We start from the raw sequence: 18585 nt of genomic DNA, 5'->3' as shown, positions 1-18585 counted from the left end.
TACATTCCATATAACGCAAAAAACGCCTGCTTCGTATCGAAGACAGGCGATTTCTCAATTGATTTATTTCAAACCTTTGGCAAGTGTATCGCCGACTTTCCAAATATCACCTGCACCCATCGTAATCACAAGATCTCCTGGCTGCAGACGATGCTGCAGGTCAGCTACAACTTCTTCTTTTGTAGGAAGGTAACGTGCAGAAGCATTACTGTTTTGAACGATCAGTTCAACCAGTTTGGCTGAGGTTACCCCTTCGATCTGCTTTTCGCCCGCAGGAGAATAGATATCCGTAATAAGCACCTCATCCGCTTCCGCGAAAGCACGACTGAACGCATCCAGCAGGAAGAACGTCCGCGTATAACGCTGTGGCTGGAATACCGCAATAATGCGTTTGCCTGTTGCTTTGGCTGCACTAATCGTAGCTTCAATCTCAGTCGGGTGATGAGCATAATCATCAATGATTAGCATATCACGCGCCTCGCCCAATACCTGGAATCTGCGTTTGGCTCCGTGGAACTGGATAATAGCTGCCACAATCTTCTCAAATGGAATGCCTGCTTCCAGACAGGTAATCACCGTAGCCATCGCATTATAAACGTTATGCTTACCCGGCACTGATAACTCAACCGTGCCCATAGCAACACCCTGATGATTCATCGTAAAGGAAATCCGGCGATCACCCAGTACAATATCCGTTGCCGTATAATCCGCAGCACGATCAATACCATAGGTTGTAATACGTGACTTGAGTTCAGGCAAAATCGCTTGAACATTCTCGTCGTCAGAACACACAATCGCTGTTCCTTCCGGACGAATCTGGCTCAGGAACTGCACATAAGCCTTTTTGAGCTCCTCAAAATCACTGTTGTAATTCTCCAGATGATCTGCCTCAATATTGGTTACAATACCGAGCCATGGATGGTACTGCAAAAATGAGCCATCGCTCTCGTCTGCCTCAGCGACTACCCAGTCGCCCTGGCCTGCCTTGGCGTTGGTGCCCACATTCATGATTTCTCCGCCAATGATATATGTCGGGTCCGTATCACATTTATCCATAACAAGTGCAATCATGGATGAGGTGGTTGTTTTACCGTGAGCTCCAGCCACAGCCACACCTTTACGTTCGTTCAACAAACGTGCAAGCATCTGGGAACGATGCAGAATCGGAATGTTCAGCTCTGCAGCTGCTACCCGTTCCACATTATCAGCAGGCGCTGCCGTAGAGTAAACAACCAAGTCTGCTCCAGTGACGTGCTCTGCCGTATGTCCGATATATATTTTCGCTCCCTTGGCTGCCAACTTCTCGGTCAACTCCTGTGAAGCGACATCCGATCCGGTAACGGTGTATCCCATTTCCAACATAACTCTTGCGATGGCACTCATGCCATATCCGCCAATCCCTATAAAATGAACGTGTTCCGATGTATTTAACAAAACTTTCACCAACCTTTTTCAGAATCGGTTTGATGCAAAAGGGCTGCCCGCACATCCGCAATCAGGTACAGTGTGCCGGAGACCACCCCCAGATCTTCCGCTTCCGTCCGTGACTTCAATAGATCAAGTGCCTTTGCCCATTCGGGCTCGACGATGATTTCCAGTTCCTGCTTCGCAATGGCGGGACGTACCCGTTCGACAATCTGCAGCAATTCGGCTGCATCCATTTTGCGTCGGAAATCTGGCTCGGTCAGGATCAGCGTATCCACTAGTGGCAGTATATGCTGCAAATACGCTTCGTGATGCTTATTTGCCAACATACCCATCATCAAAATTAACTTGTTGTGAGGATAGACATCCGTAATGCTCTTGGCCAGTGATTCTGCCCCTTCCGGATTATGTGCTCCATCGAGCACAATTCGGGGTTCATCGACGACTTTTTCGAATCTTCCTGCCCAGAAAGCATTCTCCAGTCCAAGTGCAATATCGTTGTCATCCAGCATAAATGCCATGTATTGTCTAAGCAATTCAAGCACCATAAGTGCGGCCGCTGCATTGTCACATTGATGTGAGCCCTGCATGCGTATGCGAACGTCCAGATCACGAAACGGGCCTGTAAAATGAAAAGATTGTCCGTTCTCATTGCTGTCCAGTCTATGATAAGAGAATTGATCTCCAGCCAAATACACGCTTGATTGAAGCTGCTGTGCTTTCTCCTGAATCACCTTCACAGCTTCGGGTTGAGTCGCGCAAGTCACAACGGGTACTCCCGGCTTGATTATACCTGCTTTTTCCCCAGCAATCTGCTCAATCGTATCTCCAAGCACATCCGTGTGATCCATACCAATGTTGGTGATGACGGACACAACAGGTGCGACAATATTCGTTACGTCCATCCTTCCCCCTAGCCCCGTCTCCCATACCACAACGTCAGGGTAACACTCCTCTGCATAGTACAGAAGCGCCAGAGCCGTGGACACCTCAAACATCGTGGGTGATCCAAGCGGAGTGGAGGCCATTTCCATGACCAGTGGATGTAATCGGTTCGAGAGCTTAAGCAGGATTTCTTCAGGAATATCCTCACCGTTGTATTGAAAACGGTTTGTAAACTTGGTGATATACGGCGACGTAAAGGTACCCACATCATATCCAGCCTGAAGAAGCACTGACGTCAAAAAAGCGCAAGTCGAACCTTTGCCGTTCGTTCCCGCGACATGAATAAATTTGAGACGTTGGTGTGGATTGCCTAACATGGACATCAGACTCTCGATTCGTTCCAATCCAGGTCGGATGCCAAAAGGAATAAGGCCATTGATCCAGTCCACGGCCTCGTTATACGTAAGTAAAGGAGCTGCTGCATCTGTCCCGTCTAATTCCGTCATCTGATTCACCTTCGGTCCCGAGTTTGAGTGAAAAAAGCGGCCGGATGGCATAATGGCTCTCCATCCGACCCAAATATATTAACCTTTAAGTTCCTTGATTCTTGCAATCACTTTATCCCGTTTATCGGAATAATCTGCTTGCTTGGCGCGCTCTTCCTCAATAACTTTGGCAGGAGCTTTGGCTACAAAGCCTTCGTTCGCCAGCTTTTTCTCTACACGGAGAACTTCGCCCTCAAGGTTCTGCAACTCTTTCTCCAAACGAGCCACTTCCTGCTCGATATCAATAAGACCTGCGAGCGGCAAGTATAGTTCTGCCCCCGTAATGATCGCAGTCATCGCCTTATCCGGTGAGCTTAGATCCAGCCCACTATCGAACTCGGACGTATTACAGAAACGTTTGATGTAGTGACTGTTACGCTCAATGATGCTGGACGTCTCAGCACTATTTGCTTTGACCATCAACTCAATCTTTTTGCTCATCGGCACGTTCACTTCTGCACGAATGTTTCGAACTGCTCGAATGGTATCCATGAGCAGGTTCATCTCGGCAACAGCCTCTGGGTTCTCAAGAGCAGGATCATATACCGGCCATGATGCCAGCGTAATGGTCTCACCTTCATGCGGCAGATGCTGCCAGATCTCTTCGGAGATGTATGGCATAAACGGATGAATCAGGCGCATGGTCTGATCCAGCACATAAGCAAGCACGGATTGTGTTTTCTTCTTGGCAACCGGATCTTCCCCATAGAAGGACAGCTTAGCAAACTCGATGTACCAGTCACACAGGTCATCCCAGATAAAGTTATACAACACACGACCCGTTTCCCCAAATTCATACGCTTCGATTAGACGCGTAATATCGCGGGAAGTTTCGTTCAGACGGTGCAAAATCCAATAATCCGCTGTACCAAGCTCTCCACTGATGTCACGTTCCTCATAGGTGAATCCTTCCAGATTCATCAATGCAAAGCGCGAAGCATTCCAGATCTTGTTGGCAAAATTACGAGCCTGCTCTACCCGTTCCCAACGGAAACGGAGATCCTGACCTGGCGTGCTGCTGGTTGAGATCATGTAACGCATTGCATCTGCGCCATATTTCTCAATCACATCCAGCGGATCTACACCGTTGCCCAGTGATTTGGACATTTTGCGTCCATCTGCATCACGAACAAGACCATGCATCAGCACATCCTTGAACGGAATCTCATCCGTGAATTCCAGTGCAGTGAAAATCATACGTGCAACCCAGAAATATATGATGTCATACCCTGTCACAAGTACACTTGTCGGATAATAACGTTTCAGGTCTTCCGTATCTTCCGGCCAGCCTAGTGTGGAGAATGGCCATAAGCCGGAGCTAAACCAAGTATCGAGTACGTCTTCGTCCTGTCTGAGCTTGCGTCCAGCATACTCTGGCAGCGTTGTTGGATCTTCAGCAGATACGATGATTTCACCTGTTTCTTCATCATACCAGGCAGGAATACGATGTCCCCACCACAGTTGACGGGAAATACACCAGTCACGAACGTTTTCGATCCAGTTCAGATAGGTTTTCTCAAAACGATCTGGAACAAAATTAACTCCTTCGCCGCTCTGTTGTTTCTTAATCGCTCTCTCTGCAAGTGGCTTCATCTCAACGAACCACTGTGTAGACAGATACGGCTCAACAACAGCTCCGGTACGCTCACTGTGTCCAACCTGATGCGTGTGATCCTCGATATTGATCAATACGCCCTGCTCTTTCAAGTCAGCAACAATCTGCTTGCGGCAGTCACTGCGATCCAGTCCCTGATACTTGCCAGCCTCAGCATTCATTGTGCCGCTCTCATCCATTACCGTAATTTGAGGCAGATCATGACGAAGACCTACTTCAAAGTCATTTGGATCATGCGCAGGCGTGATTTTAACAGCACCACTTCCGAACTCTTTATCCACATAATCATCAGCGATAATTGGAATTTCGCGTCCAATGATAGGCAGTACAAGTACTTTACCAACCATATCTGCATAACGCTCATCCTTAGGATGAACAGCAACCGCTGTATCACCCAGCATCGTTTCAGGACGCGTTGTTGCCACTGTAACGTAGCCACTTCCGTCTTTGAGCGGGTAACGCAGATGGTACAAGTGACCCTGTACCTCTTTATATTCAACCTCAATGTCGGACAGAGCTGTCCGGTTCACCGGATCCCAGTTGATGATGCGTTTGCCTCGGTAAATAAGGCCTTTTTCATACAGCTGAACAAATACTTTGCGAACGGCTTGGGACAGACCTTCATCCAGCGTAAAACGTTCACGTGAGTAATCAAGCGACAATCCCATTTTGCCCCATTGCTGACGGATGGTAGTGGCATATTGATCTTTCCAGTCCCATACTTTCTCCAGAAATTTCTCACGTCCCAGATCATAACGAGTCAGACCTTCTTCACGCAGCTTCTGCTCCACTTTGGTTTGGGTAGCAATACCTGCATGGTCGGAACCCGGAAGCCACAGTGCGTCATAACCTTGCATCCGTTTGGTGCGGATCAGAATATCCTGCAGTGTAAAATCGAGCGCATGCCCAATGTGCAGCATCCCGGTCACATTTGGGGGTGGAATTACAATTGTATACGGCTCGGCATCTTTACGCTGACCGGCTTTGAAATATCCACGCTCCATCCAGGTGGAGTACCATTTATCCTCTGCCGCCTTAGGATCGTAAGTGGTCGGCATTTCTGTTGCAGCTGATTTTTTTTCCTCAGACATGTGTCATTCCTCCGTTACTTCATCATCTTCGCCAAAAAAAACAAAAAAAACCTTTCATCCATCAAAGGACGAAAGGTTAGCTTTCGCGGTACCACCTTTGTTTCACGCCTACAACAAGATAGACTTCACCCTCTGTACATAACGTGACACTTCAAGCAGATAACGGCTGCTACCGGCCCATCCTACCTCAGAAATAAATGACGATAGATCTCATTCATCTCTTGTATTCAAACAGGCAACTCCCGGGCGACTTCGATCAGTTGGTTCCTGCGGAATCTCACAGCGCTGCAATTCCACTCTCTGAAAGGTCATACTGTCTACTACTCCCGTTCCACGTTGTTCTTCAAAAAACCTACACACATCATACCTTGCTCGTGCGCGATAGTCAACCTGACAACAGCGGATAAAGAGCGCTGGAATGAAGGTTTAGGACGAATCATGCAAAAACCCGCAATCCTCAAGGGGATCACGGGTCGTAACGAAGGCTTTAACTACGGATTAAGGGATGTACAATATCTGACCTTCTTCCACAACCTGCTCAGATAATCGGTTATACAACTGAAGTTCCCTCGTACTCAATTGATATCGATCTGCAATGGCATCCAGTGTATCTTCTCGCTGAACGATGCACAGTTTCACCTTGCGGAATGGGGTCTGGTCCACGATCGTTCCCAGGAACAGGTTCTTCCATTCCACATCATCAGCTGGATACGTTTCTTCCTGTACCACACCCGCAGGAACTTCATCGCCTCGCTCCACTTCAGCATCGCGTGCCGCTCTGCCCGAGGATAACAAGGAAGAGATACCTACGCCCTCTTCTTGCCGTGGTGCGGATTCCTTTTTGCTGCCAAAAGCAACCTTCAGCTCCGGCTTGTCTTCCGTCTCAGCCACAGGTTCAGGAACAAATGCTTCGTTCTGCACGAACTCGTCTACCCCAGTCGCTTCAAAAGACGGTCGGTCTTCCTCAGCATTGTCTGGTTCGGACGAAGCAAATACACCTTGCCAGTTCTCCGCCTGTGATTCGACCGTGACATCGGCAACTGCCTGATTCTCCTGCTGAGGTACAGATCTCGCTGATTCGAAGTGCCATACCTCTGGTGCGTCCGGTACATCCGGTTCTGCCAACTCATTAGATGATTGAGCTGCAGGCTCTGAGACTGCTTGATCTCCACCTCTCGGGTTCGCAGGCAATGCATCCACGGAAGGCTCGGACCAACCCGAAGACTCATCTTCCAGAGGCAGCAATGGTTCCGACTCAGGGTAAGAAGCTAATCGATCTGCGGTCTCAGCCATAAATGACGAGATCGGAGAAGGTTCGCTGTATTGCTCATGAGATGCCAATTCATCTCCATTCGCTGTCAGAGATGCGGGATCTTCGTTTGCATCAGGTTGTCTGTTTTCGTTAGCGTACTCCGCGCTTTGCTCCTCGGATTGAAGTGGCTCGGCCGATGACGAATCCGCATATTCTTGCTGCCATTCTTCGCTATTCCTTAATGTCTCTTCCCTTGTAGACAGGTCAGCGAATTCCGGGGCACCATATGCAAGTTCTGCTGCATTCGCAAGTCTCTCTTCCTCACTCCGCTGGAGCAGGTACTCTTGTGCAAATGTGTTGGGGTCGCTGCCTGTCTGTGCTACTTCATCGGAACGGTTGGATTGCTGAGCATCAGGTGAATGAACAACTGTAAACTCATCTGCTGACCACACTTGTGGCTCTTCAACAGGAAAGCCCTCGATGCCTCGCAACGACAACACGCCTGTAATGTTCAGACTGCGATTGGATAATAGATCCACGTCAAAATTTTCGATCTCGATGGAAATATCCTCAATCGATCTGACCCGATTCAGCGGCACCGTGATCTCCACAGGAATGAAATGTTTGAGCTCCTCTGAAACCTCATTTTCTCCTCTGTACGCACCTGTAAGTAATAGATGTCCTCTTAATGTGGCATGATCATCCTGCCCTATGACTTGAATGCGCGGGTATAGTTCAATCTCCTCCAATTCCTCAATCGCAGGGACTCCCTCAGACAAATGAACGCGCTCATAAATATCGAACCGCAAACCATAAGGTTGATTCAACAAAGGTGGCGTCCTCCTTTCGGCATATGTTCACCATGATCCTTCTCATGGGACTGATCCATGGTCCAAATCCTTCGTTACCCATCTATATGCCTTGAATGAGATGAGCATGCCACCTTTTGAAAAACCTTGTTATATATGTTCAACTCATGGATATTTACACTGTCACTCCAATGACAGAACAACCCTCTGATCACTGTTTTCCCCAGATTTTTTTGATTCCCTTCTTCAAAGGGAAAATCTTGGGATAACTTATGCTTCCGAAGCAGCTTTCTTTCAGAAAGCTTTTAGGCGAACGCTCCGCTTCTTCACGTTATTTCTGTCCTCTCCGTTCTCGTGTAACTAGTCAGTCAAACTTATATAGTGTATTAATAAATTAACTCTCACGCTCTGCCAATTGTGTGAAATCGGACGGCCAATGATCATTCACTTCAATCATCGCTCCAGTTAACGGGTGGCTAAACTTCAGCACCTCTCCATGAAGTGCTTGTCGCCCAATGGCATCCGCTCTACCTCCATACAACGCATCACCAATAAGCGGGTGTCCCGCGTAACTTAGGTGTACACGAATTTGGTGTGTGCGTCCTGTATCCAGCTTTAATCGTACAAGGGTTGCTCGTTCCCATACTTCGGCGATCTCCACATGAGTAACAGCTTCCTGTCCACCTTCGGAGACACGCCTGCGCTGTTTGTGATGTCTGTCCTTGCCAATTGGAGCATCAATTTTGCGGAGTTCAAGGGGGATTTGTCCACCTGCAATAGCTACATAATGGCGGCCAATTTCTTTGCGACGCATCGCTTCATCCAGTTTGGCGAGGGCAAATGCATTTTTGGCATACAGGACAGGTCCGGTTGTATCCTCATCCAGTCGATGAACATGGCGTACGCTCGCCTGTATTCCGTTCATTTCATAATAAGAGGCAACCACATGATCCAGCGTGATGGCCTGATCAGCACGGCTTCCATCCGGATGCAGTTTCATGCCTGCCGGTTTGTGCATAACCAGACAGAAATCATCCTCATACAACACATCCACATCAGCCCAGCGTGGCTCCACATCGATTGGCTGGGACGCAAAAAGGGCCAGCCGAAGCCGGTCCCCTGCAAGTTGTATTCCTCGGTTTGCTTTCAGCTGACGGAGCAGTTTCTCCGGAAACTGAAGTTCAGACAATAGCCATTGCTCTGCAGCCATAGGTTTGTCCGAACTGCTTGTTACGGCTTTCCCTGGCATCAGCTCAAGCCATTCCCCGCGGCGTTTCCAACTTTTGATGGTCATAACGATTGAAGAGCTTTACGATTCGCCTCAATCGTATCGTCAATATCCTGCTCCGTGTGCACACCAGAGACAAACATGCCTTCGTATTGCGAAGGTGCAACACTCACACCTTGATCAATCATGGCCGCAAAATAACGACGGAATTGATCCAGATTGCTTTCTTTGGCAATATCATAATTGGTTACGGGAACGGCACTAAAGAATGGACAAACCATGGAACCCACACGGTTAATGGTTATTGCAATACCCGTCTCAGCTGCATTTTTCTCGAATCCGGCTTGCAGACGTGCAGACAATGTCTCCAGACGGTCATAGACCTCTGGTGTTAACAATTTGAGCGTCGTATATCCTGCTGCCATAGCCAGCGGGTTCCCGCTAAGTGTACCCGCCTGATAGATCGGTCCTGTTGGAGCAATCTGTTCCATCAGATCACGACGACCGCCATAAGCACCAACCGGGAGTCCGCCACCGATCACTTTACCCAGACAAGTCAGGTCAGGTGTAACCCCATACCGTCCCTGAGCACAGTTCAACCCTACGCGGAAACCGGTCATGACTTCGTCAAAAATAAGCAGGCTGCCATATTGGGTCGTCAAACTGCGCAGGCCTTCAAGGAAACCGGAAGCCGGAGGTACAACCCCCATGTTACCTGCCACTGGTTCCACAATAACAGCGGCCAGCTCTTCACCATAACGTTCAAAAGCAAGCTTCACGGACTCCAGATCGTTATAAGGTACCGTAATTGTATTCACAGCTACACCTTCAGGTACACCTGGACTATCCGGTAGACCCAGTGTTGCAACACCTGAACCCGCCTTGATCAGCAAGCTGTCGGCATGTCCATGATATGATCCTTCAAACTTCAGAATTTTACTGCGTCCGGTTACCCCGCGTGCCAGTCGAATGGCACTCATGGTTGCTTCCGTACCGGAATTAACCATCCGCACGATATCGATAGAAGGTACACGCTCACAGACCAGTTTTGCCATCTCGGTCTCCAGCAAGGTAGGTGCACCAAAGCTTGTTCCTTTAAGGGCTGTCTCACGCAAAGCCTCAACAACGTCAGGGTGTGCATGTCCCATGATGAGTGGGCCCCACGATCCCACATAGTCAATAAAAACATTGCCATCAATATCGTAGATTTTGGATCCTTCGCCGCGCTCAGCATAGATCGGAGTAAGTCCCACCGATTTGAATGCGCGCACAGGGCTGTTCACCCCCCCGGGTATGTACTGCTTCGCTTCCTCAAACGCGCTGCGTGAGCGCTCATCATTGCGACGATTACCTTGTTGTGCAGTCATGAATATCCTCCTTCATGTAATTTATTTTATTTCTCAGCCAGCCAGCGTGAAGCGTCTTTTCCGTAGTAGGTAATGATCATATCTGCACCTGCGCGTTTCATGCTGAGCAGGATTTCCATGGCGACTTTTTTCTCATCGATCCAGCCTTGAATCGCCGCTGCTTTAACCATGGCATACTCGCCACTTACATTATAGGCAACAAGCGGAAGATCAAATTGATCCTTGATGGTGCGCATAACATCCAGATAGGAAAGGGATGGTTTTACCATCAACATGTCCGCTCCTTCCAGCACATCCGTTTCGGCTTCCCGCAAAGCTTCACGTGCATTGGCCGGGTCCATCTGATACGACTTGCGGTCTCCGAATTGGGGTGTGGAATCCGCAGCTTCACGGAATGGACCATAGAATGCCGACGCGTATTTTACAGAGTAGGACATGATCGGAATATGACTGAATCCATTCTCGTCCAGCCCGGCACGGATCGCTTGTACAAATCCATCCATCATGTTGGATGGTGCAATAATGTCCGCTCCTGCTTTGGCTTGGGACACTGCCGTTTGCACGAGCAGATCAAGGGATTCGTCATTTAACACATCTCCGCAGATGTGACCGTCAATCTCCACGGTGTGTACCATACCGCAGTGACCATGATCCGTGAATTCGCATAGACAAGTATCTGCAACAACCAGCAGTTCTGGGTACCAGGATTTGATCAATCTTGTCGCTTCCTGCACAATGCCATCTTCAGCAAAGCCAGATGAACCAACACTATCCTTAGTCTCCGGAATACCAAACAATAACACCGCTGGAATTCCCAGCTCAGCAATTTCTGTTACTTCTTCCTGAAGACGATCCAGCGAGAAGCGGAATACCCCAGGCATGGATTTGATTTCGGATTTTACATTTTCTCCATACGTTACATAGATCGGTTGAATAAAGTCGTCCACGGTTAAATGGGTTTCTCTAACCATATTGCGAATACCTGTGGATTGGCGTAAACGGCGATGCCGTACAATTGGAAAACTCATACGTGTAAAACCTCCTTGAAAGTTAAATAGAGCAAAAAGGGAAGCGCGCTGGTATCCTATCGAATTCAGCACGCTTCATATATTGACATGATTACATGTGTATTAATTTCGAAGAGCGCCTTCTTTGGTGCCTGTCCGTTTCCAGTCGCATAGCACGGTGATCAAGCTATCCATCGTTGCTTCCTCTGCCATCAGTGTAACCTTTAGTCCAGCGGCTTCTGCCGTCTTTGCTGTAACAGGTCCGATACACGCAACCTCCACATCTTTCAATAAAGGCAGAGGATCTTGCAACCCCATACGTTTCAACATACTCATGAAGTTGGTAACCGTCGATGAACTTGTAAAGGTCACCGCATGAATTCCACCTTCTTCGAGTAGCTTAAGCAGTTCATCATCATCCTCACCAGCGAGGATCGTATCGTAGGTGATGGCTTCGGTGACCTGAAGTCCTCGTTCTCTCAACTGATCACGTAACCATGTACGTGCCAGATCCCCGTGCGGAAGCAGTACTTTCTGACCTTCCTTCAATTCACTTTCAAAAGCCTCAAGCATGCCTTCGGCCTGGAAAGGACCTTTGACAACCTCTGCAACGATGCCATGTTTGCGCAAAGCATCTGCTGTGGAAGGTCCTACGGCAGCAATTCTCGCTTGATGAATCGAGCGAATATCCTTGCCTTCCTGTTCCAGATGGCGGAAGAAAAACTCCACGCCGTTCACACTTGTGAAAAACACCCAGTCATAGGTATTTAAAGCACTGAAGGCGTCTTTGACACTTTGCTGCGCAGATTCAGTAGACGGCATGACCGTCTCAATGACCGGAAACTCATACGGTTCCCCGCCGAGTTCCTCAATGCGATTCACCAGTTCACTCGCCTGACTGCGAGCACGGGTCACCAGAATTCGTTTGCCAAACAGTGGCAGCGCTTCTGCCCATTTCAATTGTTCCCGTTGATTTACGACATCCCCCACCACAATAACAGCTGGTGGTTGGAAATTGGCCGCAATCACTTTCGCTTCTATATCTTCAAGGGTACCTGTAAGGGTATCCTGTTCCGCTCGTGTTCCCCAACGAATCAGAGCTACCGGTGTTTGCGCTGGACGACCATGACGAATCAATTGTTCGCTGATATATCCAATTTTGGCAACCCCCATCATAAATACCAGTGTACCCGTTGCATTCGTCACTTTATCCCAATGGATACTGCGATCAAGCTTGTCCGGACTCTCGTGCCCCGTAATAATAGAGATGGAAGATGCATAGTCACGGTGAGTCACAGGAATTCCGGCATACGCAGGTACACTTATCGCAGCGGTTACCCCAGGCACAATCTCAAACGGAATCCCGTTTTTGTACAGCAAACCTGCCTCTTCGCCCACGCGTCCAAAGATCGTTGGATCGCCACCCTTAAGCCGAACCACAACCTTGCCTTCAAGAGCCAGATCAACCAACAGTTGATTGATCTCTTCCTGTTTCATCGTATGCCGATCCGGGCGCTTGCCCACGTAAATCTTGACTGCGCCGGATTTCATTTGTTTCAACAATCTCGGACTTGCCAAACGATCATAGACTACAGCATCGGCTTTACCGATGGATTCCCACCCTTTTACCGTAATCAGCTTTGCATCCCCAGGACCTGCTCCTACCAAAAAGACCTTTCCCACCATGTCTTCATCCCCTAACTTCTGCCAGTATCTGCTCTGCTCCCCGTTCAATCAATCTCCAAGCCACTTCTTCACCCAGACGAACCGGGTCTTTGCCGATCAGAGCTTCCTTAAGAATCAGTCCACCATCCGGCGTGCCGACCATACCTGTTAATTGTAACGTGTTTTCACCATTCAGGGAATCCGCATCTTCCTGAGGCAGCCATACCGCATGAGCACCAATTGGAACCTGACAGCCCCCATTCAATACACTGAGAAAACGGCGTTCCGCCTGTACAGGAAATGCTGTCTCCGGATCGTTATACAGCTGCAGCAAGTGCAACAGTTCCTCATCGTCTTCACGACATTCGATACCAAGCGCGCCTTGACCCACTGCCGGAAGGCAAGCTGTTTCCGTCAGGTACTCTGTGATCCGGTCTTCCCAGCCCATACGGTACAATCCTGCAGCTGCCAGAATAATCGCATCGAATCCTTCGGTCTCCAGTTTCCGCAGACGGGAATCAATATTGCCGCGAATCGATTCCAATTGCAAATCCGGACGATAGGCCTTTAGTTGACTCGACCGGCGCAGACTGCTTGTTCCGACTCTAGCTCCTTCTGGCAGTTGATCCAGAGTAAGTCCACCATTGGAGATCAGCGCATCCCGTGGATCTGCACGACGGGGAATAGCACCATTGATTAATCCTTCGGGTAACTCGGAGGGCATATCTTTCATGCTATGCACAGCCATATCAATCGTACGATCAAGCATCGCCTGTTCAATCTCTTTGACAAACAAACCTTTGCCTCCGACTTTTGACAACGTTACATCCAGAATGAGATCTCCCTTGGTAACAATCTTATGTACTTCAAAGTCAAAAGCTAATCCTTCCCGCTCACAAATATCACGTAAATCCTGAATGACATGGCCTGTTTGGGTTAGCGCAAGCGCGCTCTGTCTACTTCCAACTTTAATTGTACGCATATCTACACTTCCTCCTGATTACGGGATATCCAGTCCCCGATTTCTTCTTCGGTCCACCACCGAAAATGGCCTGTACGAATATCTTCTAATATGTGCATTTCAGTTAATTGCCGAAGCAACGCACTTCTGAGACTTGAAGATGATACGCGTGACTTCACCTCGGTCCTCATCTGGTGCAAAAACTCAAGGTACGTCTCATACTCATCACCGAATTGTCGTTCGAGAGTGGCACGTATCTCCGCAGCTGCTGCCGGTCCCGCTCCTGCTGTGGATATCGCTATGCTTAATCTCCCACGCCTTACCACGCTTGGCGTAATAAAGCTGCTGTGCTCCGAAGACATTGCGTTATTCACCAATATGCCCGCAGCCTCAGCATCCCGAACCACAGTTGAATTGACCTCTGAATGGTCAGTCGCTGCATATACGAGAAAGGCCCCCCGCAAATCTCCATTGCGGTAGGACCGGTCTATCCATTGAATTCGGAATTCATGATGCAGTTGTTTTAATACGGGGGTAAGCTCCGGACTAATGACCGTAATCTGTGCCTCGGCATGCAGTAATCCCTTAATTTTACGTTCGGCAACACGTCCACCACCAACCACGCAGCACTTCTTGCCTGAAGTATTCACAAATATCGGCGTGTAACGGTCCATCCCCTTCACTCTCCCGTCCAACGATGAAACGCTGAATACGCATTGGATAAAAAACTTATAATGACAAATCCGTACCCAATCAGTGTCCATCTTGCCATGATAATTGTAGAGAACTGTTTCCTTCTCTTAGATACGAAGTACCCCACATAGATGGCTATAGCAAGACCTGTCGCAATAACTTTGAGATCCAAGAGTAGAATCCAGCGTCTTTCCGCCACAATGGATAATACGGCAAGCATCACAGAAACGCCAAGGAGCGGTGTACCTATGAAATTAGCACCATCCATGTATTTGCCGATCACTTCCAGGCTTGGCAGCCGTCGCATCGTATCATTCCACTTTTTTTTCTTCAACTTACGGTGCAGGAACAGATATAACATGGCAAATACCGTAGCAACGGTTAACGCCGCAAAACCAAGATTCGCCAAGGTAATATGCATAATGAGTAATCCATGTACCGTTTGCCAGTTATGCAGTGATATCTCTCCGGCCGTAAACCACAGTCGGTTTAATACCGTAACGGAAAAACCTACAACATTCAGCAACAAAATCACAAATTCGGAACGCTGGATGCGAGTCATGACAAGAGACATCAGCACAATACTGAATGAAAATATAAACAAAAAATCAAAGGTGGTATAGATGGGGAAATGGCCTTCAGTCCACATCCGCAATATGACATGTGTTACCTGCAATCCCCAAACAACGACAAGAAACCCTGTGCCTGTCCGCTTCGCCCCCGCATTGCGTCGAATGCAGTCCGAGAAATAGAACAGTAGGCTCAGGGCATACATATAGATTAGAGCTTCATAGACTTGTTCAGCAAGGGTCAAGCTGCCCACCCGCCTTATACGCCTGCCGGAGCATAAGCCGGCACGGGGTCTTGCCGGTTTTCGTTAAGGTGAGCGGCTGGTTTCGCCAGAGCTGTGGCATCACTCTGACTCACTTTTTCAGCGGCCACCTCTACTGCATCTTCCAGAGCGAAAATCTGAGTAAACATGCGCAGAGCTTCATCACCTTGCTTCGTGCCTGCCATTTCCTTAATCCGATTAATCGGATCTGTCGTCATTTGGTTCACAATACTCTTGGTCAAACGACGAATGACTTTACGTTGATGTTCATCGAGCTCAGGCAGTTTATTAAACAGGCTATCCATCGTTTCTTCATGAATGGAGACACCTTTTTCCTGCAAAGCGCGAATAACGGGACGAACACCCAACGTTTTGAGCCAATGGTAATAATCCTCCATCTCAAGCTCAATCATTCTCTCAATCTTGGCAGCTTCCACCTTACGCATCTCCAGGTTGCTCTCCACAATTCCTTCCAGATCATCAATGTCATAGAGAAATACGTTGGATAATTCACCAATCGCCGGATCAATATCCCGTGGAACCGCAATATCAATCAGGAACAATGGACGAGATTGACGACGCTTCATGCTCTCCCGTACCACTGCTGCATCCATGACATAACGTTCAGCTCCAGTGGAACTAATCACAATATCAACTTCATTAAGTCGATCTAATGCCTGTTCCATGGTACAAGGTGTGCCCCGGAACTTGGCTGCCAATTCTTCAGCTCTTGCGAGCGTACGATTCGCCACGATAACCTCGGATGCCCCGTTGGCGTAGAGATGTTTCACGGTAAGTTCACTCATCTTGCCGGCACCCAAAATGAGCACCTTCTTGTCTGTGAACATGCCAAAAATCCTCTTACCGAGTTCAACAGCAGCATAACTGACAGATACGGCGCTTTCCCCAATGGAAGTCTCCGAATGTGCCCGTTTGCCCAATGTAACTGCCTGCTTAAATAACTTATTAAACCATGTACCTGTTGATTTCTCTTCCTGCGCTTTAAGAAAAGCCTGTTTCACCTGTCCAAGAATCTGAGTCTCACCAATGACCATGGAATCTAGTCCGCAGATGACGCGGAACAAATGGCGCATGGCTTGATCATCTTCATATATATATAAGTGTTGCGTAAATTCTTCCCGTGGTACATTAAACCATTGTTCCATGAATGTTCGAATAAAATAACCACACATGTGAAGACGGTCCACCACAACATACAACTCGGTACGGTTACATGTGGCTACGATTACACCTTCCAATACACTCTTGGTCAGCTTGAGCTGCTGCAGCGCTTCAGACAAGTCCTTTTCTGCAAATGTGAATCGTTCCCTAACCTCTACAGGCGCCGTGCGATAATTCAAACCAACGACAACGATGTGCATTGCAAGTTCACCTGCCTAATAAATTTCCAATCAAAGTGCTTACTGCATATGTCTATCCATTTATGATTGACATGGTTAATTATATCACACATCATAGCCGTGACCGGGTCATTTTTATGAAATGTTTATGAAATCACCATGTTCATCATCATATGCACTGTCATTTATTGTAGTGTCTCACCAAAGTTCACCGTTATGCGTTAAAAAGTGTCGATTATGAATTTTCATAACGATACGCATATTAAAACAAATAGCCATGGAATTATTCCATGACTATTAGAGTTTGGGAGGTTATGTGTCCATCCCGATATGTGAACATTGTATATGCAATATACTTTTATTTAAACCCGTTCAGTCTGGTTGTTCATGTCTGGTGTTTCAACTTGCAATTCGCCCAATCCACGTACCAACTTCTTTGCATACGTTTTTTCAGGCTTTAATACGGATACCAGGTAGTCAATAGCAAGCTGTGGATCTACAGTCTCCCCACAAGTGTAACAATCAATCGCAGCAAAACCTCTCTCAGGATACGTATGAATGGAGAGATGGCTCTCAGACAATAGTACAAGTACGGTCGCTCCCTGTGGATCAAACTGCTTGGACTGCACGGACATCACTGTCGCGCCACATGCCTCCGCTGCTTCAACCATTTGGGATTCCAGATACTCTGCATTGTTCAGTAGATTAAAGTCGACACCCCATGTATCAACAGCAACGTGTCTTCCGAAAGTTGAATATTCCATCCTTCGGTTCCCCCTTCCTAGGAATAAAATGTTTGAAAAATTTCATCCGCTAGGACCTACGTCATTCACTTCCCGAGGGAAAAATCTCTCGCAACATATAATGTCCTGAGTGAATCCTGGTTCCTATATTGTTTTCAACGAGATTAAAAATAACATTGAATCAGAGTGAAATCAACCCTTTTCCAGAAGATTGTAAAATAAATATTTTCAATTCGGAATATTCCATCTCACATTAAAAAATCCCCTGAAACCTCCACATTGGCGAGTGCCACTGCCCGGAAGATACAAGGGAATTCATTACATTCATATACGTTTATAAACATACAATTTTAAGTTAATAGGCTTCAAGCTCAAACAACCGTTTTTGATGTCGAGCAAGGGTCTCATCAATCTGATGGAGCTGATCAGCAGTCGCATCTTTTCTAGTGTCCAGCAGTGAATCGATCTCGGCATACACACGGTTGATTTCGCGTTCTACATCTCTGGCCTGGAATAGATGTTGCAATTCAAGCAACGTATTTTTGTATTCATAGATCACTCGGGTGTTCTCCCCGGTTTTCTCCACAATTTTACGGACAGTGCCTTGAGCATAAACATACGTCATGGTGAACCCTTTATAGATCCGATGAACGACCCCGTCACCTTTGAAAGTCACAAAGAGCTTCCGCACAACGTTGGTCAAATGCAGATTCACCAGGCGGCAAGATAACTCACAGATATAAAACCCTTCTATGCGGTCAAAAGGGAAATGCACTTCTTCTCCACTTACATCCCCCAGCACAACCTCCTGACAACCATTGTCCAACACCTTAACCCGATGATGAAGCCTGCCGTCTTCTGTCATGCGCAAAAACTGATGCATCTGGGGTTCTGACAATTTCATAGTGGCCTTAACATACTCTGTGGCTAACCGCTGAGCCATACAAATCCCTCAATTCTTTCCCGATTGTTTTGTCTTCCTGCACATGTAGCAGTCATCTCAAAATTCTTCAGGCCGGCAAGGCCGGTATTTTTGGTACTGTTGGCAATATGCACCTATGCTCATTATACACTACCCTAACGCTATTTTTCTCCAGACCCAGATG

The 18585-nt window shown here is 47.7% G+C and carries 14 protein-coding genes and 1 other annotated feature; all 14 genes read right to left on the bottom strand.

Annotation, left to right across the window (positions count from 1 at the left end):
* Nucleotides 1-63: 63 nt before the first annotated feature.
* Nucleotides 64-1383 carry a UDP-N-acetylmuramate--L-alanine ligase gene (murC, locus tag NSQ38_RS11730; RefSeq protein ID WP_339790499.1) on the bottom strand — a complete coding sequence of 440 codons (1320 nt, stop codon included), beginning with the start codon at nt 1381-1383 and terminating at the stop codon, nt 64-66.
* Nucleotides 1384-1439: 56 nt separating this feature from the next.
* Nucleotides 1440-2816 (bottom strand): folylpolyglutamate synthase/dihydrofolate synthase family protein, encoded by a 1377-nt coding sequence (locus tag NSQ38_RS11725; protein ID WP_124117791.1) that lies wholly within the window; start codon nt 2814-2816, stop codon nt 1440-1442.
* A gap of 78 nt (nt 2817-2894) precedes the next feature.
* Nucleotides 2895-5561, bottom strand: a complete 2667-nt coding sequence (locus NSQ38_RS11720) for a valine--tRNA ligase (RefSeq protein ID WP_338588364.1) — start codon at nt 5559-5561, stop codon at nt 2895-2897.
* A gap of 61 nt (nt 5562-5622) precedes the next feature.
* Nucleotides 5623-5904: a binding site (T-box leader), on the bottom strand.
* A gap of 155 nt (nt 5905-6059) precedes the next feature.
* On the bottom strand, nt 6060-7643 hold the full coding sequence (locus NSQ38_RS11715; protein WP_339789345.1) for a LysM peptidoglycan-binding domain-containing protein: 1584 nt from the start codon (nt 7641-7643) through the stop codon (nt 6060-6062).
* A 373-nt stretch (nt 7644-8016) separates the two neighbouring features.
* Entirely contained in the window at nt 8017-8916 is a 900-nt protein-coding gene (locus NSQ38_RS11710) for an RluA family pseudouridine synthase (RefSeq protein ID WP_339789342.1), read from the bottom strand.
* Nucleotides 8913-10217, bottom strand: coding sequence for a glutamate-1-semialdehyde 2,1-aminomutase (hemL, locus tag NSQ38_RS11705; RefSeq protein ID WP_047841187.1), 1305 nt, complete (start codon nt 10215-10217; stop codon nt 8913-8915). Before hemL ends, NSQ38_RS11710 begins: the two co-directional genes overlap by 4 nt.
* Nucleotides 10218-10243: 26 nt before the next feature.
* Nucleotides 10244-11245: a porphobilinogen synthase gene (gene hemB, locus NSQ38_RS11700; protein WP_017692601.1), complete on the bottom strand. Its 1002-nt coding sequence runs from the start codon at nt 11243-11245 to the stop codon at nt 10244-10246.
* 102 nt (nt 11246-11347) lie between these two features.
* Nucleotides 11348-12910: a uroporphyrinogen-III C-methyltransferase gene (gene cobA, locus NSQ38_RS11695; RefSeq protein ID WP_339789339.1), complete on the bottom strand. Its 1563-nt coding sequence runs from the start codon at nt 12908-12910 to the stop codon at nt 11348-11350.
* A 4-nt stretch (nt 12911-12914) separates the two neighbouring features.
* Entirely contained in the window at nt 12915-13871 is a 957-nt protein-coding gene (gene hemC / locus NSQ38_RS11690; RefSeq protein WP_091037577.1) for a hydroxymethylbilane synthase, read from the bottom strand.
* A 2-nt stretch (nt 13872-13873) separates the two neighbouring features.
* Nucleotides 13874-14524: a bifunctional precorrin-2 dehydrogenase/sirohydrochlorin ferrochelatase gene (locus NSQ38_RS11685; protein WP_339789337.1), complete on the bottom strand. Its 651-nt coding sequence runs from the start codon at nt 14522-14524 to the stop codon at nt 13874-13876.
* Nucleotides 14525-14529: 5 nt separating this feature from the next.
* Nucleotides 14530-15318: a cytochrome c biogenesis protein CcsA gene (ccsA, locus tag NSQ38_RS11680; RefSeq protein WP_338595030.1), complete on the bottom strand. Its 789-nt coding sequence runs from the start codon at nt 15316-15318 to the stop codon at nt 14530-14532.
* 53 nt (nt 15319-15371) lie between these two features.
* On the bottom strand, nt 15372-16757 hold the full coding sequence (hemA, locus tag NSQ38_RS11675; protein ID WP_133387117.1) for a glutamyl-tRNA reductase: 1386 nt from the start codon (nt 16755-16757) through the stop codon (nt 15372-15374).
* Between the two features lie 341 nt (nt 16758-17098).
* Nucleotides 17099-17500, bottom strand: a complete 402-nt coding sequence (gene speD, locus NSQ38_RS11670; protein WP_338588370.1) for an adenosylmethionine decarboxylase — start codon at nt 17498-17500, stop codon at nt 17099-17101.
* Between the two features lie 334 nt (nt 17501-17834).
* Entirely contained in the window at nt 17835-18422 is a 588-nt protein-coding gene (locus NSQ38_RS11665; protein ID WP_036605891.1) for a hypothetical protein, read from the bottom strand.
* Nucleotides 18423-18585 lie beyond the last annotated feature (163 nt).

Origin of the sequence: Paenibacillus sp. FSL R7-0313 (assembly GCF_037969885.1) — a bacterium.
GTDB lineage: Bacteria > Bacillota > Bacilli > Paenibacillales > Paenibacillaceae > Paenibacillus.
Note: the sequence above shows the minus strand (reverse complement) of the source record. Positions and strands in the feature narration are given on the sequence as shown.

Coding starts and splice junctions, on each gene's coding strand:
- murC (WP_339790499.1), bottom strand. CDS start 1,383: ATGAGTGCCATCGCAAGAGTTATGTTGGAAATGGGATACACCGTTACC.
- NSQ38_RS11725 (WP_124117791.1), bottom strand. CDS start 2,816: ATGACGGAATTAGACGGGACAGATGCAGCAGCTCCTTTACTTACGTAT.
- NSQ38_RS11720 (WP_338588364.1), bottom strand. CDS start 5,561: ATGTCTGAGGAAAAAAAATCAGCTGCAACAGAAATGCCGACCACTTAC.
- NSQ38_RS11710 (WP_339789342.1), bottom strand. CDS start 8,916: ATGACCATCAAAAGTTGGAAACGCCGCGGGGAATGGCTTGAGCTGATG.
- hemL (WP_047841187.1), bottom strand. CDS start 10,217: ATGACTGCACAACAAGGTAATCGTCGCAATGATGAGCGCTCACGCAGC.
- hemB (WP_017692601.1), bottom strand. CDS start 11,245: ATGAGTTTTCCAATTGTACGGCATCGCCGTTTACGCCAATCCACAGGT.
- cobA (WP_339789339.1), bottom strand. CDS start 12,910: ATGGTGGGAAAGGTCTTTTTGGTAGGAGCAGGTCCTGGGGATGCAAAG.
- hemC (WP_091037577.1), bottom strand. CDS start 13,871: ATGCGTACAATTAAAGTTGGAAGTAGACAGAGCGCGCTTGCGCTAACC.
- NSQ38_RS11685 (WP_339789337.1), bottom strand. CDS start 14,524: ATGGACCGTTACACGCCGATATTTGTGAATACTTCAGGCAAGAAGTGC.
- ccsA (WP_338595030.1), bottom strand. CDS start 15,318: ATGTATGCCCTGAGCCTACTGTTCTATTTCTCGGACTGCATTCGACGC.
- hemA (WP_133387117.1), bottom strand. CDS start 16,757: ATGCACATCGTTGTCGTTGGTTTGAATTATCGCACGGCGCCTGTAGAG.
- speD (WP_338588370.1), bottom strand. CDS start 17,500: ATGGAATATTCAACTTTCGGAAGACACGTTGCTGTTGATACATGGGGT.
- NSQ38_RS11665 (WP_036605891.1), bottom strand. CDS start 18,422: ATGGCTCAGCGGTTAGCCACAGAGTATGTTAAGGCCACTATGAAATTG.